This is a genomic window from Stenotrophomonas sp. YJH_SMC_27, assembly GCF_059369815.1.
On the sequence record NZ_JCAFTA010000003.1, the window covers coordinates 316,006 to 331,210 of the forward strand.

The following is a 15,205-nucleotide window of genomic DNA, read 5'->3' on the forward strand; positions in this document are numbered from 1 at the left end:
TGACACCAAGGGCGGCAAACGGCACCATCAAGCCGTTGCCGCCTAAGGAATGCACGCATGCACGAGCAGGGCCCGGTCGATTTCATCGAAGTCATCCACAACGCCGTCCCCAGCGAGGTCTGCGCGGCCATCGTTGAACGCCTGCGCGCCACGCGTGGCCTGCAGCCCGGTGCCGTGGGCAGTGGCGTGTTCCCGGAACTCAAGCACAGCAAGGATCTGCGTATCAGTGGCCTGGACGGCTGGCAGGATGTCGACCAGCAGCTGCAGATCGCGGTGTTCAATGGCCTGCTGACTTATCTACGCCGTTATCCACAGGCATTGATCGCCCCGCTGATGTTGCAGATCCAGGACAGCAACGGCCAACCGCGACGCCTGTCTGCCGAGGACTTCCCCGACATGCCGCCGCAGCAGCTGGCCGATCTGGCCCGCACCTGCCTGCGCCCGGGTGCGATCAACCTGCAGTGGTATGCGGCGGGCGAGGGCGGTTACCCGTACTGGCACTGCGAACTGTACCCGAAGGATGCGCAGGCCGAGACTCTGCACCGGCACGTGCTGTGGACGCTGTACCTCAACGACGACTTTGACGAAGGCGAGACCGAGTTCCTGTTCCAGGGGCGGAAGATCGCACCACGCACCGGCAGCCTGCTGATTGCGCCGACGGCGTTCACTCATACCCATCGTGGCAATCGCCCGCAGGGCGGGGACAAGTTCATCGCGACGAGTTGGATCCTGTTCCAGAGTGCGCAGAAGTTGTTTGGGGGATGAACGTCGAGCATGCTCGACGATATCGCTTGCTCGACTTCGTTCCACTTTCAGTCGAGCAACCTCTACCGTGGGCGACGGCGATAGAGAATCGTGCCCGCCGCTACACCGAACACTGCCACACCGAAGCCAACGAGCTCTTCTTCTCCAAGCCTGCCACCCGACATCAGCTTGCCGGCCGTCAGCAACAGGACGTTCAATGGAAGCATCCACAGGAACGCGATGCCAAGCCAGTAGATAATCTTCATTTCATCTATTTCCCACCACAGTCACAAGGAGATGCAGGCCCACCGCCATTTTCTTTGATGCCCTTGGCGATTTCGTGCGCATCAGACAGCTTAGCGGTTCCTTTCAGAACACTTCGAATTCCCTTGCTTAGACTGGTGATTGTATTGAAGTTGCTCACGTAGCGACCTATCTGGGCTCCCTGCCATCCCAACAGTGATCCGCCCACTTTTTCCAAAGCCGGTGTCCTCTCTTTCCCGTCAAACGCGGTCGCCAGGTTGTTGGCTCCATCGTGGAAGGTGGCCAAGCCCATTGCCGCCACCGTCAAACCAACGAGTCCGCCATCTTCGCTTCCTGCGACCGCTGCAATGATGGAGTCAGCACTACCCGCAGTTATTGCACCGACGCCAGCCGCCATGTCGGCTGCTCCCAGGATTGCTCCGAAATAATCCGTCTTGCAGAGACCCAATGGATCGAACCCGGTGACGGGGTTTCCTTCAGCGTACGCGTAGGTATTCAGTCCCCCCGCCAATCCAATCGGATCACTCTGCACATACCGGCCAATGCTCGCGTCATAGTCGCGGAAGCCGTTGTACCAGAGGCCGCTTTCCGCGTCGTAGTACTGGCCCGGGAAGCCAATGTTCAACCCGCCAATCTCATCCTTCTGGACACTGCGTCCATAGGCGTAGTTGTAGGCCTTCCAGACGGTCTGCTGGCTTGGACTGGTGACAAACTCCGGGCGCCCGAGATGATCGGTATGCACGTAGTTGTGCTGGCCATTGCGGGCTAGCCCCACCAGTTCACCTTCGAGCCAGAAATAATTGGTCCACATGCCGTTGTTCAGCTCAGTCATGAGCTGGTTCTGGCCAGCGTAGAAGTAGCGGCTGTTGATGTTCTTGTTGACCTTCGCAACGCGCTGCCCCTGCGCATTGAGTACGTAGTCAGTCGCAGTGCCACCGATGTTGCTGCGGCTCATGCGATTGAATGCATCGTACTCATAGGTGCTGATCCGGCTGCCTGCGGTCTCGCTGATACGATTTCCCAATGCGTCGTACTGGTACTGACGGCTGCCGTCCTGGTTGGTGTAGTTCAGCACCCGGTTGCTCCCCGGGTCGATGCTGTATTGGGTCAGCTGATTGCCTGCCTGATAGCGGTCGTGATTGCCGCCGGCATCGTAGGAAAGATTGTTGATGACACCGAAGCGGGTCAGCTTGGTCATACGACTCAACGCGTCGTAGCCGATCAACTGGGTCATGTTCGGGTCGACAGCGTCGACAATGGCGGTGATTTCGCCATCGCCGCTGTACTGATAGTCCCAATAGCTGACCTTGCTGCCATTGGGTCCCCAGACCGACATTGCGGTCAGCCGCCCCTCCTGATCATGGTTGTAGCCCCGGGCAAGCCCGTTGCCATAGGCCAGCCACTCATGCGCTCCCGTGACCTTCCAGTTGGCCTGGGAGATGATTGAGCGTTGAGTCCCGTCGACCGTCGCCATCAACGCACTTGGTTTTCCTTGGGAGCCATATGTGTAGGTCGCCTTGTCACCGTTAGGATAGGTGATCTGGCTCAGGCGATTGATGCCGTCGTATCCATAGGTGGTGCTGTAGTCCGTCTTCTGACCAGACAGATCGGTGAAGTCGCGCCGTATCTGCAGCTGTCCGTTCGGTGTATAGGCAAAATGGGTGGCGGTTCCGGGCCCTGAAGTGCCGCACAGCTGACCTTTACCGTTGCCGCACCAATCGTAGCTATAACCCATTGTTCGGCCTTCTGCGCTCGCAGAAGTCATTCGTCCCAGACCGTCGTAGCCGAAGGAGACGACGCTGCCATCGGCCCGCGCCGTCGATGTCCGCAGACCTGCAGCATCGTACTGGTGCTGTGTCGTTCCCGTATCCGGACTCACCTGTTTCCACATCTGGCCGAAACCATCGAATTCGTAGGTGGTAACGAGATTGCGGGGATCGCTCACACGGATCGGGCGATCTGCGAGATCGTACGCAATCTGGGTCGTCCCTCCAGCAGCATCGATTGATTGGATCAAGCGACCGCGAGCGTCGTAGCTCATCCGGGTAACCCGATTCTGCGAATCGGTGACCTGGGTGACGCGTCCCTCCGCGTCATAGGCATAGCGCACATTCTGTACGCCGTTGCCGCGCTCGACGATCACACGGCCCAGTTCGTCGTACTCATATGTGTTGACGGAGACAACAGCGTTCAGCCCGATCAGGGCAAGCGTCAGTGCTGGCATATGGACAGTCCTTTGTTACCGAGGCTGTTCGCAGGTGACGCGACCACAGCTTCCCATGTTGTTCTCAACAGACAATGTCGTCCTCCCCTCCATGCCCCACGCAGCACCGCCAGAGGCCATCTGCGCCTTGTAGATGAAGCTGACGTTGCCATTCCCGGTGTTCTTCGGACCAACGCTCTTGGTAAAGGTTGCAACCGCCCCGGGCGGCACCGGTCCAGCTAGGCCCATGCTTTCATTGAGCTGAAGAATTCCGAATGCGAGATAGGTGTCGCCAGGATTCCACACGACGTTCCCGGTATTACGGAACTGGAACGTCAGCTCCGATGAGCCACCATTGAATATCTGGCGGGGTGATGCCGAAGCGCTGACGAGTTCTGCATTGCGCACCACTGCGGGGACCGTGAACGTGCCCGAGCGATTGATGGTCAGGTTCGGACCGCCAACAGGCGAGATACCGTGCACGAATAGTGCTTTGCCCCCGTGATTCGATCTTACGTTGCCGTCAAGAGGGATCTTGAACCAATAGGCACTTCCGCGTGCCTGGCACGCGTTGGCAACGTTTCCGTCGGTCGCCAAGTTGGCGCGGCCCGAAGCGACGAATGTGCCGCCACCAGCTGCGCCACCGGCATAGACGTGTACGTCGATCGAGGCGTCCACGCCAACTGAGCAGGCCCAGCCTTCAATGAAGAAGTTCCAGTTGCCGTCCTGGGTCACGCCGCCGATGTCACCAACGATGGTTGCCGTTGGAATCGCAAACACGCCAGAGTTCGCGAGCGGTCGGTCCTGGCCGCGGCCCTGCGGAGATTGGCCGTAGACGGAGACCTTGCGGCCGCCCAACTGCTGCCTCTGGGCTAGCGATATCGGCAACTGATACCTATAGGCACTCCCTGATGCTTGGCAAGCCGCTGCAACTCCTGGCTCGCTGGCAAGGTTTGCTTGAGTGCTACCCAGGTAGACGTTGCCGTCGGCGTAACCGTCCACCTGGATTGACCCAGCCGAGCCAGTGGAACAGGCCCAGCCACGCACGAACCAGTTCCACTGCGCATCATGAGTGATTTCGTCAATCACGCCGCTCACCATCGAATCCATCGGATAGTCGGTTTGTGAAACCTCGGTGCGCGTGCGATTGGAAGCGTTGTTGTAGCTATGACGGGTCCACGCCCACTTGCCGTCCCCCATTGAACGGACTTCCTGCGTCAGGCGGCGCCCTGCATCGTAGCCGTAGCGGACTGTCACGCCATCAGGCTGGGTAAGCGAGGCGATGTCACCTGCAGCGGTGTAGCCAATGGCGGTCGTCGCCCAGCCGGTTCCCGAACTGGTTCTGTCGGACACAACGCGGCCACGGCCGTCATACGTCAACTCTCGCACACCACCGTTCGCATTGACGATGCGCCCCGGCAGCCCCAGTCCGTTGTAGTTGGAATAGCTGATCGTATGACCAAGCGCGTTGGTGACACTGGTCAGATCGCCCTGACTGTTGAAAACGGAGGTGACGTCGTCCTGCGCAAGCGGTCCATCGACTTTGATGGAGGCCTTCAATCCGTTTGGGTGATAGGTATACGTGCTTCGGGTCACTCGCGTCTGGCTGGGCACTCCACGTGCCGTCAGATTGCGCTCGGTTGCGCTGGCCACGTTTCCGCGATCGTCATAGGAATAGGCAACTTCAAGATCACCCACCACCGTTGTCTTGAGGAGTCGGTTGCGCGTGGTATCCCACTCCTGCAACGTCGTACGTTCGGCCGAGCTCCCGACCGCTTCCACCCGCTTCAGCAGGTAACCCTGTGCGCTGTAGTCGAAGTTGGTCAGATTGTCCTGGAAATCATGGACCAGATCCGGATATCCGTTGGCGTCATAACTCTGCTCCTTGTAGCTGGCAGGGCAGTTCGGCGACGGATCACCCTTGGTCGATACCATCTTTCCGTCCTTGAACGTGTAAGTGGTGCTACGACCAAGAGGGTTGGTCACAGTGACATCAATATCGACGGGCCGCGTAAGGCTCGGCGCAGCGGCGGCCGTCATACCGAGAGCGCTCTCCATCGGCAGCGAGTCAACAGGCAGCGAGCGCGGTTGATAGCAGATCCGTGAGCCTCCGGTGCGCTGTTAGCACCATCCACGCTCTTCATCGGCACGGACACCGCCGGGTCGAGTCGGAGCGGGGGGCGGAAGCACCGGTTCGGTGCTGCGTACGGCGTAGCTGAAGCGGAACCGCTCAATGCCACCGTTGTGCTCTGTGCTGATGGCGCGGCGCTCCGCGTCGTACGCAAACGTGGAATAGCGCACGCCATTAAAAGACTTGCCAGTCAGGGCACCCGGGAAGCGGGCATCTTCGTAGTGGTAGCTGATCGTCGTCGCTGGTGTGCCTGGCAGCGTCGAGCTGGCAAGCCGGCCACGTCCGTTCCCGAACACATTGGGGGTATAGGCGTAGCGATAGATATTGCCGGCCGGATCGGTCACCTGGCTGACCTGTCCGTTGGCCCAGCCAAAGCTGACGCTGCGTCCCGAGGAGTGCGTCACCTTCTGCAGGTAACGGTCAGCATAGGAGAACGTCCAGCTCACGCCCTGCTCATTGCTGAGTCGGGTGATGTAGCCCTCGGCGTTGTAGGTCTCCGTACCGTTGTTTTCGTTTCGAAGCGTAAACGTGCCATCGCCGTTCGCGGAGAGGTACGCGATGGGCTGGGCCTTGTCCTCATACCAGCGACCGCTGGCCGGATCCTTGAGGTACTTGATGCGACGACCGTCAGGCCGTTGCACCCACGCCAGCTGATTTGCATCGGTGAATGCGAGCGAATAGTCGAAGTTGCTCAGCCAGTGATTGCCGAACAGCCCGGTCGCGCTCCAGTAGTGATTGTAGTTGCGCTGCAGGAACAGGCCCATTTCGCCCTTGCTGGCGAAATCAAGTTCTGGTTCGACCTTGTTGCCGCTGTAGAGAACGACAGGATTGCCCTTGCGGCCGTTGCAGTCCTTCTCTTTGTCATCGGTCGGCTGCTCCTTCGCGGTTTCGGTCGGAATTGCACCGCCGCCGCCATTGTCCATTTGAGACTCGGACAGGTGGACACCACTGCCGCCGCCAAATCCAAAACCACCTACACCGCTACCTCCAGCAGGGCGTTTGGCGGTGACCTGAACGGTTTCGAGAGTGTTTGCCGCAGTTGCCAATGTCATCGGCAGGGAAAGGAGCGGCAGAAGAAGAAGACGGGACTGCAGAGTGTTCCGTGTTGCGACGTGCATCATGCGCTTGCCTATCTCCTCATCCGAGACCGAATCATTCAGTCATCGGGTGTTCATGTTTGTGGCGAGTGTATGACGGCCCTATGGCAGCTTGCAATAGATGGAGACGTACTTTCATTGGCATTGCCGAGCGAAGGCAGGCAGCCAAGTGGTGCGTGCGTCAGAACAACGACCCCTGCGGCGAATCCTTCTTCTGCGGCAGCGGCTTCACGAACCGGCTGCAATCCAGCTTCGGCCAATGGCTGTTCTGCGCATTGAAACCGAGACGCTTGCGCGCCAGCTTGAAGCGGTTGTTCAACAGATCGGCATACACGCCCTGGCCGCGCATGCGCGTACCGAACTGGCTGTCGTAGTCCTTGCCGCCACGCAGCTGCTGGATGGTGCTCATCACATGCGCGGCACGATCGGGATGATGGGTGTCCAGCCAGTCGCGGAACAACGGCGCCACTTCAAGCGGCAAGCGCAGCAGCACGTAGCCTGCGGTGCTGGCACCTGCATCGTGCGCGGCCTCCAGCACGGCTTCCAGCTCGCTGTCGTTGATCCACGGAATCACCGGCGCCACCATCACACCGACCGGAATGCCGGCGTCATGCAGACGCTTCATCGCGCGCAGCCGTGCATGCGGCGCCGATGCGCGCGGTTCCAGCTTTGCGGAAAGATGCGGGTCCAGCGAGGTCACCGAGAAGTGCACGCTGACCAGGTTCTCCGCCGCCAGCGGTGCAAGCAGATCGATATCGCGCTCGACCAGTGCGTTCTTGGTGATCAACGAAAACGGATGCTTGGTTTCCAGCATCACTTCTATCAGCTGGCGGGTCAGCTTGAACTTGCGCTCGATCGGCTGGTACGCATCGGTGTTGATGCCCAGCGCGATCGGCTGCGGCACGTAGCCCGGCTTCGACAGTTCCTTGCGCAGTAGCTGCGGCGCATTGGTCTTGGCGAACAGCTTGGTCTCGAAGTCCAGGCCTGGTGACAGGTTCAGATAGGCGTGCGAGGGGCGCGCGAAGCAGTAGGAACATCCATGCTCGCAGCCGCGGTACGGATTCACCGATTGGCTGAAGCCCACGTCCGGCGAGGTGTTGCGGGTGATGATGCTACGCGCGGTCTCGGCACGCACCTCGGTGCGGAGACGCGGGGCAAGGAACTCCTCGCTCTCGTCCACCGCCCAGCCATCGTCCACCGCCTCGCTGACGGTGCTTTCAAAGCGCCCGGCAAGGTGGGACGTGGAACCTCGGCCCTTGATCGCAATACCCATTGCGGCAGCGTACGTCGTGGCCGTCTCAATGGCTGCGACGGCCGCCTGAAGGGTTCAGGGCGGTGCTGAGCCGAGCATGGGCTCGGCTCTACAGTTGATACGGGTACCTTGTAGAGCCGAGCCCATGCTCGGCTGCATCCATCGGTCAGAGCAGCGCCAGGTAGCCGCGCACCGTAGCATCCAGCCCGTCATACAGCGCCTCGCCGATCAGCGCGTGGCCGATCGACACCTCCAGCACGTCCGGCACGTTGGCCAGGAAATCGCGCAGGTTGTCCTGCGACAGGTCGTGGCCGGCGTTCACGCCCAGGCCGACGGCCTGCGCACGGCGTGCAGCAGTGGCGAACAGTTCGAGCATTGCCGCAGCGTCGCCCGCCGCATGCGCCTCTGCGTAGGGGCCGGTGTACAGCTCGATGCGGTCGGCACCGACCTCGGCGGCCTGCTCCAGCGACGGGTTGCCCGCATCCACGAACAGGCTGACCCGGCAGCCCATCGCCTTCAGTTGGGCAATCAACGGGCGCAAGCGCTCGGCGTCGCGTTCGAAGTCGAAACCGTGGTCGGAGGTGATCTGGCCGTCGCCGTCAGGCACCAGGGTGGCCTGCGCCGGGCGGGTCTGCGCGCACAGCGGCAGCAGGCCGGGGTAACCCTCGCGCGGCGGCGCGAACGGGTTGCCTTCGATGTTGAACTCGACACCGCGCGCGCGGGTCAGTGTGGACAACGCAAGCACGTCCTCGGCGGTGATATGGCGGCGGTCCGGTCGCGGATGCACGGTGATGCCATGCGCGCCGGCATCCAGGCAGGCCTGGGCGGCACGCACCACGTCCGGTTCGGCACCGCCGCGCGAATTGCGCAGGACGGCGATCTTGTTGACGTTGACGCTGAGCTGGGTCATGGAACGGAACTACTTGGAAAGAGGGGATGGATCGTGATCGTTGTGGTCGTCACCGGGGCGGGCCTGGGCCCGCTCGCGCAGGCGGCGCAGTTCCTCGGCATCGACCAGGGTGGCAGGGTCGCGCTGCAGATCACCGAAGCGGGCCACGTAGCGGCCTCGTACCCAGGCCAGCAGGAAGGCGAGGGCGGCCAGCAGGCACAGAGTCATCAGCCCGGCGCTGGGGGTCTTCAGCGCGAAGGCGAAACAGCCCAGCGCCAGCAGCAGGTACAACCAGTACATAGTGGGGCTCCCCGGGTGATCGCCGCAGTGTAGCGCTGCGTCAGAGCAGCGGCGAGGCCAGCCGGGCGAAGGCCTCGGGCAGGCGGTGCAGCCACAGCGAACGGCCGGCCTGGTCGTGCACCCGCGTGGAACGGTCGAATTCGCCCTGCAGCAGTTCGGCCAGGGCAGCCACCCGGTCACGGTCGCTGATCATCATCGACAGCTCGAAGTTCAGCCGGAAGCTGCGGTGATCGAAGTTGGCACTGCCAACGATGCAGACGTCGTCATCGGCGATGAAGGCCTTGGTATGCAGCATGCGCGGGCCGTACTCGTAGATCTTCACCCCGGCATGCAGCAGCTCGTCGAAGTAGGAGCGGGCGGCCTGGGTGACGAACCAGGAATCGCTCATCTTCGGCACCAGCAGGCGCACGTCCAGGCCGCCCAGCGCGGCCGAGGTCAACGCCATCCGCGCCGCTTCGCCCGGCACGAAGTAGGGCGTGACCAGCCAGACACGCTCATGCGCTTCCTGGATCGCCGCCACGTGCAGGCGATGGATCGTTTCCCAGCCCGAGTCCGGACCGGAGACCAGCACCTGGGCGTTGATCGCACCATCGCCACGCAGCGGCATGTCGGCCGGCCACAGACGGGCGATGTCCATGCGCGAGGGGTCCTGCCCACTTGCGTAGAGCCAGTCCTCGGCAAACACCAGCTGCAGGCTGCGCACCACGTGACCGCGGATGCGCATGTGCAGGTCGCGGTAGGCATCCGCCCTGCGGCTTTCATCCTCGTCGTCGGTGATGTTGATGCCACCGGTGAAGGCGAGGCGCCCATCGACGATCACCAGCTTGCGGTGGGTACGCAGGTTCAACCACGGGCGCTTGAACGGCTTCAGCAGCTGCCGTGGGTGGAACCAGATCGCTTCACCACCGGCGTCGAGCAGCGGCTGCAGGAAGCGGCGGGGCAGGGCCGAAGAGCCCACGGCGTCGAGCAGCAGGCGAACCTGCACGCCGGCCTGTGCGCGTTCCACCAGCGCGTCACGCAGGGCGGTGCCGGCATGGTCCGGGTTGAAGATGTAGTACTCCAGATGCACGTGGTCGCGTGCCTGTGCGACGGCCTCAAGCAGCGCCGCGTAGGTCGCCGCGCCGTCCACCAGCCATGTCACTTCGGTGGCGCTGCTCGGCGCAAGCCCGGTCGTGGCCTGGGCGATCTTGGCCAGCTCGGTGCAGTCGGCGTCGGGTGGGCAGACGTCGCTGTAGTGCTCCATGCCCGACCGCGCGCGGCCACGGCGCAGACGCTGCCGCTTCACCTTCTGCGGGCCCAGCAGGTAGTAGATGAACAAGCCGAGGTAGGGCAGCAGCGCCAACGACAGGATCCAGCTCAGCGTGGCGACCGGCTCACGCTTCTGCAGCATGATCCAGCCGGTCAGCGCGAGCAGGTACAGCAGGTAGGCCACCGCCAGGATCGAGCCAAGGTGGGCGATGCCGTCGAGCCAATGACGCAGGGAGTCGAAGAGGGCGAGCATCCGCCGATCATAGCGGTCCAGGCCGGCAGGCATAAAAAAAAACGCCCCTGTCTCCAGGGGCGTCTGCAGTCGCGTCATGACTGTTGTGTTGCGGTGTAGCGATTACTGCTGCACAAAACCGATCTTCTTCATCTGAGCGTTCTTCGCAGCGGCCAGAACCTTGGCCATCACGTCGTACTCGGAATCCGGGCTGGCGTCGATGCGCAGTTCCGGCTGGTTGGTCGGGTCACGCTGGACCTCCTGCTCCATCCGCTGCTGCAGCTCACTGGTATTGATCGGGCTGTTGTTCCACGAGACCTGGTTGCTGGCGTCGATCTTCAGTTCGATCGGCGGCGGCGGTTCGACCAGCTGCGGCGGTGGGTTGAGCACGCGCTGCGGCAGGTCCACGGCGATCGGGTACGTCATGATCGGCGCGGTCACGATGAAGATGATCAGCAGAACCAGCATCACGTCCACGAGGGGCGTGACGTTGATGTCTGCCATGGGGCCCTTGCCACCACCACTACTGAATGCCATGGCTTATTGCCCCTTTTCTTTGGTCGCGACGAAGCCGACGTCAAGCATGCCCTGCTCCTGCGCGACCTTGGTCAGGTCGTTGATGACACGCATCTTGGTGGTGCGGTCACCACGCAGGTTCAGCGGCGGCTGCGGGGTCTGCTGGGCGGCGGTCGCCAAGCGCGACTCGAGAGTCTGCTTGTTGATTTCTTCGTCGTTCCAGTAGATCGAGCCGTCTTCCTTGACTGCCAGGGTGATCGGTCCGGAACGCTTTTCAGCGTCTTCCGGCTTCTGGATCAGGTTGGCTTCCGGCAGATCCACCTTGACCTTGTGGGACATCAGGGGCGCCGTGATGATGAAGATGATCAGCAGCACCAGCATCACGTCCACGAGGGGCGTAACGTTGATGTCGGCCATGGGGCCGCCGCTGTTACCACTACTGAAAGCCATAACGGGCTCCGTCTAGATCTTGGTGACTACTTACGTTCGTCGCTGGGTGACGCGCGCCGCAATCAGCGGACGCGCGAGCCGGTGGCGAAGAAGTCGTGCAGGTCGTGCGCGAAGGTATCGAACTTGCTGATGGTCGCGCTGTTGATCTTGCTGAAGAAGTTGAAGGCGAACACGGCCGGGATCGCGACGAACAGACCGATCGCGGTCATGATCAGCGCTTCACCCACCGGGCCGGCAACGGCGTCGATCGAAGCGGAGCCGGTGGCACCGATCTTGATCAGCGCGCCGTAGATGCCCCACACGGTACCCAGCAGACCGACGAACGGAGCGGTTGCACCGACGGTGGCCAGCAGGGTCATGCCCGACTGCAGCTTGTTGCTTTCGCGGGTCACGGCCTGACGCAGGGCGCGGTCGACGAACTCCGAACGGCTCAGGTTCTCACCCACGCCGCCGGTGGCGCCGCCTTCAGCGCGCTGGTGGTGGGCAGCCGCCTGGGCAGCGTCCAGGGCGATCTTCGAGAACGGCTCGGAAGCCGGCTGTTCTTCCATCGCACGGATGGCGTCCTGCGCGTTCGGGGTGTCCCAGAACAGGCTGACGACGCGATCGGCGGCGCTCTTCAGGCGGGTAGCACGGAAGATGTTGATGACGGTCCAGTACCAGGACATGGCCGACATGACGACCAGGGTCAGCAGCACGACCCAGGAAACCGCGAAATCACCCGGCTTGGTGGTCATTTCGTGGATCAGGTGCTCGAAGCCCATCTGCGACAGGGCGTTGGACGGATTGCCCCCGGCAGCAGCGGCGATGAAAATTTCCTGCAGCATGACGCTTACCTTTGTTGTGTGTGGTGATAAAGGGTGTAGCTAAGCTAAACAATCGAACCGGGAGCGGGGGTGGCCGGCGGCCACCCGGGCGCATCAGTTCAGCGCAAAGTTGACCGGAACGCGAACGCGACCTGCCGTCTTCTTACCGCCTGCTTCAGCGGCGTTGAAGCGCCACTTGCGAGCCGCTTCCATCGCAGCACGGTCCAGGTCGCGGTTACGGCTGGACTTTTCCACCGTGACATTGGTGACGTTGCCGCTGGCATCGACATCAATGATCAGGATCACTTCGCCCTGGATACCCGCGCGGAAGGCTGCCGGCGGGTAGCGCGGCGGATTCATGGCCTTCGACGAGATGTCCACGCTGGCCTCGATCGAGGTCGGCGGTGCCGGCGGTGCCGGCGGCGACGGCGGGGTGACGATGTCGTTCGGGCGCGGCTCCGGCACGTCCACGACCGGCGCCTGCGGCGGCGGCGGGACCGGCGACGGCTTCGGCGGCGACAGATTCTTCACCGGCGGCGGTGGAGTATCCGTCGGCGGCGGCGGCGGCGGCGGCGGGGGCGGCGGCGGCGGTGCGTCGACGATGGTCACCATGACGTTGCGCTCCTTCTCCGCAACGGCCTTGGGAGCCACGGCGGGAATGAGGAGCATCATGAAGGCGGCCAGATGCAGGGCAATTACAAACGCGATGCCGACGATGCGAGGCCAGCTCAGCCCCTTGTCATCGGGTTGTTCGTACCGGTGAACGACTAGTTGTTCCGTCATGCGCCAAGAGCTCAATAGTGGGGCCGGGATGCCGGGGGCGGAATCCCTGATCAGCGGTGCATGACACCGCAGGAACCTCCAAGCTTATACCAATCCTGAGCGCCTGCGCATCAACTGTGCAGGCATTCAGGCGTTATTCCTACTTACTTCAGGTTGATGATTTTCTTGGCATCAGCCTGGTTCTTCACACCCTTCGCCAGCGCCTGCTGGGCGGCCTGCTTGGCCTCCGGGATACGACCTTCGGCATGCAGGACGCGTGCCAGGTTCAGGTAGGTCTCACCGTCCTTGGACAGCGGGGCAGCCTTCTGCCACGCATCGATCGCCTGCGGCACCTGGTCGGAGTAGTAGTAGGACTGGGCCAGCGCCAGGTAGACCTGGTAATCCGGCTTCAGGATGCCCTTCTGCAACCCTTCGTTGATGACCGCGATGACGTCCTTTTCCTTGTGTTCGGTGTTGGCATAGATCGAGTACAGCTGCTTGTACTCGCGCTCTTCGGTGAGCTGGCCGCTGTTGCGCAGCTTGTCCATCACCGCGGCGGCCTTTTCCATCTGGTCGGCCTGCATGTACATGCTGGCCAGATTCAGCTGGGCCTTCTTGTCGTTCGGGTTCTTGGCGGCCAGAGCCTCTGCTTCCTTCACCGCTTCGCCGGACTGGCCGGCTTCGGCGAGGGCCGCCATCAGCAGCTGGTTCCAGTTGTCCTTCGGTTCGGTGGCACCGGCGATGGCCTGCTTCAGCACCGGGATCGCTTCCTGGTAGCGCTCCAGCTGGTACAGCGCCTGGCCCTTGGCGATCAGCTCTTCCGGCTTGGTCGACTTGCTCTCGGCGAAGTACTTGTCCAAGGTCGCCAGGCCTTCGGCGGTCTGGTCTTCCTGCAGCTGCAACTGGCCCAGCATCAGCATGGACTGGAAGTGGCCGTTGTTGTCCAGGCCGTTGAACTGCAGGACCTGCTTCAGGTAGGCAATGGCAGCCGGGGTATCGTCGGTCTGGTAGGCAGCCTGCGACGCCAGCTGCGCGGCCAGCGACTTGTCATACTCGTTCGCGGCGCTGTCAGCCAGGATCGCGTCGGCCTGCGTGCGCGTCTCCGGGAACTTTTCCTTGTTGTAGCTGTCAATCATTTTCTGAAGCTTGCTGCCCAGCTTGGCCGATGCCTTGACGGTCGGCTCCTGGCGGGTCGCGTTGGGGTACAGCGCTTCGGCCTTGGCCTGCTTGCCGCCGCGGTTGCCACGCTCGGAGGAACGCGAGGATTGCGCGAAGGCATCAGTGACCACGGCGCCGGTCAGGGCGGTCGCGACGAGGACGGAAAGCACAGCTTTGTGGTTACGGAAAATCATCGTTCACCTCGATCGAACCGCCGGATAGCGGCAAAGTCGGACTGTCAGAAAAATCTGAGCCGCCAAACGTATCAGAAACAGATGGCGTGAGAAATCGTTTTATGTGCTGCAATACAGCATAGAACTGCGCACTCATCCGCACTTTGGCCGCAGCCCGGCGGCCTGCGCCTGCTGGTAGACCGGCGTCAGCCCCGGCGCATCGCGCCGCAGTTCCTGGATGCGGTTGGCCGGATCAGGGTGGGTGGACAGCCACTGCGGGCTGCGGCCACCACTGGCAGCCATCATGTTCTGCCACAAATCGACCGCCTGCGCCGGGTTGAAGCCGGCCTGGGCCATCAGTCGCTGGCCGATTACGTCGGCCTCACTCTCCTGGGTGCGCGAGCCGGGCAGCAGGAAGGCCGCCTGCGCGCCCATTCCGCCAAGCTGGTTGACCGTGCTGGCGGCACCTTCACCGTACGCCGCACCGGCCAACGCACCGAGCACGGCCAGTCCGGTCTGTGCGCCCATCTGGCGGGTGATGCGCTCTTCGTGGTGACGGGCAATGACATGCCCGATTTCATGGCCGATTACGGCAGCCAGCTGATCCTGGTTCTTGGCGACGGTGAAGATGCCGGTGTTCACGCCAACCTTGCCACCGGGCAGGGCAAAGGCGTTGGGCTCCTTGTCGACGAACACGGCCGTCTCCCACCGTACGCCACGGTATTGAGGCGGCAGCTGCGCGACCAGAGCGTTGACCACGCACTGCACATAACCGTTCTGGCGGCCGTCGGTGCTGATCTTTTCCTTCTGCTTGGTTTCGGCGAACGCCTGTGCGCCGAGCTGGTCCAGCTGTGCCTGCGACACACCGCCCACCATCTGCCGGCGGCCGGTAGGGGAGGTCGTGGTCGCGCAGGCGCTGACCAGGGTGGTGATGACAAGGGCCAGCAGCAGTTGTTTCATGGGTCCACCCCCGTGTTCATATG

General features: G+C 62.4%; 15 protein-coding genes. 1 reads left to right on the forward strand and 14 read right to left on the reverse strand.

Going from position 1 to position 15,205, the window contains the following annotated elements; all coding sequences use genetic code 11:
• The first annotated feature begins 57 nt into the window (after nucleotides 1-57).
• The gene (locus AC5P7R_RS07415; protein ID WP_019337497.1) at nucleotides 58-765 is read left to right on the forward strand and encodes a 2OG-Fe(II) oxygenase; all 708 of its coding nucleotides are present in this window, start codon (nucleotides 58-60) and stop codon (nucleotides 763-765) included.
• Nucleotides 766-827: 62 nt separating this feature from the next.
• On the opposite strand, the gene AC5P7R_RS07420 is transcribed toward AC5P7R_RS07415, so the two are convergent.
• The 14 genes from AC5P7R_RS07420 to AC5P7R_RS07485 form a co-directional block, all read right to left on the reverse strand.
• On the reverse strand, nucleotides 828-1,010 hold the full coding sequence (locus tag AC5P7R_RS07420; protein WP_021204611.1) for a hypothetical protein: 183 nt from the start codon (nucleotides 1,008-1,010) through the stop codon (nucleotides 828-830).
• 5 nt (nucleotides 1,011-1,015) lie between these two features.
• Complete coding sequence (locus tag AC5P7R_RS07425; protein ID WP_312542928.1) at nucleotides 1,016-3,232, reverse strand: RHS repeat-associated core domain-containing protein; 2,217 nt, start codon at nucleotides 3,230-3,232, stop codon at nucleotides 1,016-1,018.
• A gap of 15 nt (nucleotides 3,233-3,247) precedes the next feature.
• Nucleotides 3,248-5,251, reverse strand: a complete 2,004-nt coding sequence (locus AC5P7R_RS07430; protein ID WP_495213810.1) for a hypothetical protein — start codon at nucleotides 5,249-5,251, stop codon at nucleotides 3,248-3,250.
• Between the two features lie 81 nt (nucleotides 5,252-5,332).
• Complete coding sequence (locus AC5P7R_RS07435) at nucleotides 5,333-6,463, reverse strand: DUF6531 domain-containing protein (protein ID WP_495213811.1); 1,131 nt, start codon at nucleotides 6,461-6,463, stop codon at nucleotides 5,333-5,335.
• A 157-nt stretch (nucleotides 6,464-6,620) separates the two neighbouring features.
• Nucleotides 6,621-7,712 carry a PA0069 family radical SAM protein gene (locus AC5P7R_RS07440; protein WP_227852630.1) on the reverse strand — a complete coding sequence of 364 codons (1,092 nt, stop codon included), beginning with the start codon at nucleotides 7,710-7,712 and terminating at the stop codon, nucleotides 6,621-6,623.
• Between the two features lie 145 nt (nucleotides 7,713-7,857).
• Nucleotides 7,858-8,601, reverse strand: coding sequence for a pyridoxine 5'-phosphate synthase (locus tag AC5P7R_RS07445; protein ID WP_478405568.1), 744 nt, complete (start codon nucleotides 8,599-8,601; stop codon nucleotides 7,858-7,860).
• Nucleotides 8,602-8,610: 9 nt separating this feature from the next.
• A complete protein-coding gene (locus AC5P7R_RS07450) occupies nucleotides 8,611-8,880 on the reverse strand; it encodes a hypothetical protein (protein WP_010487410.1) in 270 nt (89 codons plus the stop codon).
• A 40-nt stretch (nucleotides 8,881-8,920) separates the two neighbouring features.
• Entirely contained in the window at nucleotides 8,921-10,381 is a 1,461-nt protein-coding gene (gene cls / locus AC5P7R_RS07455; protein WP_026346894.1) for a cardiolipin synthase, read from the reverse strand.
• Between the two features lie 102 nt (nucleotides 10,382-10,483).
• Nucleotides 10,484-10,897, reverse strand: coding sequence for an ExbD/TolR family protein (locus AC5P7R_RS07460; RefSeq protein WP_005411740.1), 414 nt, complete (start codon nucleotides 10,895-10,897; stop codon nucleotides 10,484-10,486).
• A gap of 3 nt (nucleotides 10,898-10,900) precedes the next feature.
• Entirely contained in the window at nucleotides 10,901-11,326 is a 426-nt protein-coding gene (locus AC5P7R_RS07465) for an ExbD/TolR family protein (RefSeq protein WP_005411739.1), read from the reverse strand.
• A 62-nt stretch (nucleotides 11,327-11,388) separates the two neighbouring features.
• Nucleotides 11,389-12,150, reverse strand: coding sequence for a TonB-system energizer ExbB (gene exbB, locus AC5P7R_RS07470; RefSeq protein ID WP_004132614.1), 762 nt, complete (start codon nucleotides 12,148-12,150; stop codon nucleotides 11,389-11,391).
• A gap of 93 nt (nucleotides 12,151-12,243) precedes the next feature.
• Nucleotides 12,244-12,912, reverse strand: coding sequence for an energy transducer TonB (locus tag AC5P7R_RS07475; protein WP_010487418.1), 669 nt, complete (start codon nucleotides 12,910-12,912; stop codon nucleotides 12,244-12,246).
• A 143-nt stretch (nucleotides 12,913-13,055) separates the two neighbouring features.
• Nucleotides 13,056-14,243, reverse strand: a complete 1,188-nt coding sequence (locus tag AC5P7R_RS07480) for a tetratricopeptide repeat protein (RefSeq protein WP_329859424.1) — start codon at nucleotides 14,241-14,243, stop codon at nucleotides 13,056-13,058.
• 132 nt (nucleotides 14,244-14,375) lie between these two features.
• On the reverse strand, nucleotides 14,376-15,182 hold the full coding sequence (locus AC5P7R_RS07485; protein WP_019658801.1) for a M48 family metallopeptidase: 807 nt from the start codon (nucleotides 15,180-15,182) through the stop codon (nucleotides 14,376-14,378).
• Between the last annotated feature and the right edge of the window lie 23 nt (nucleotides 15,183-15,205).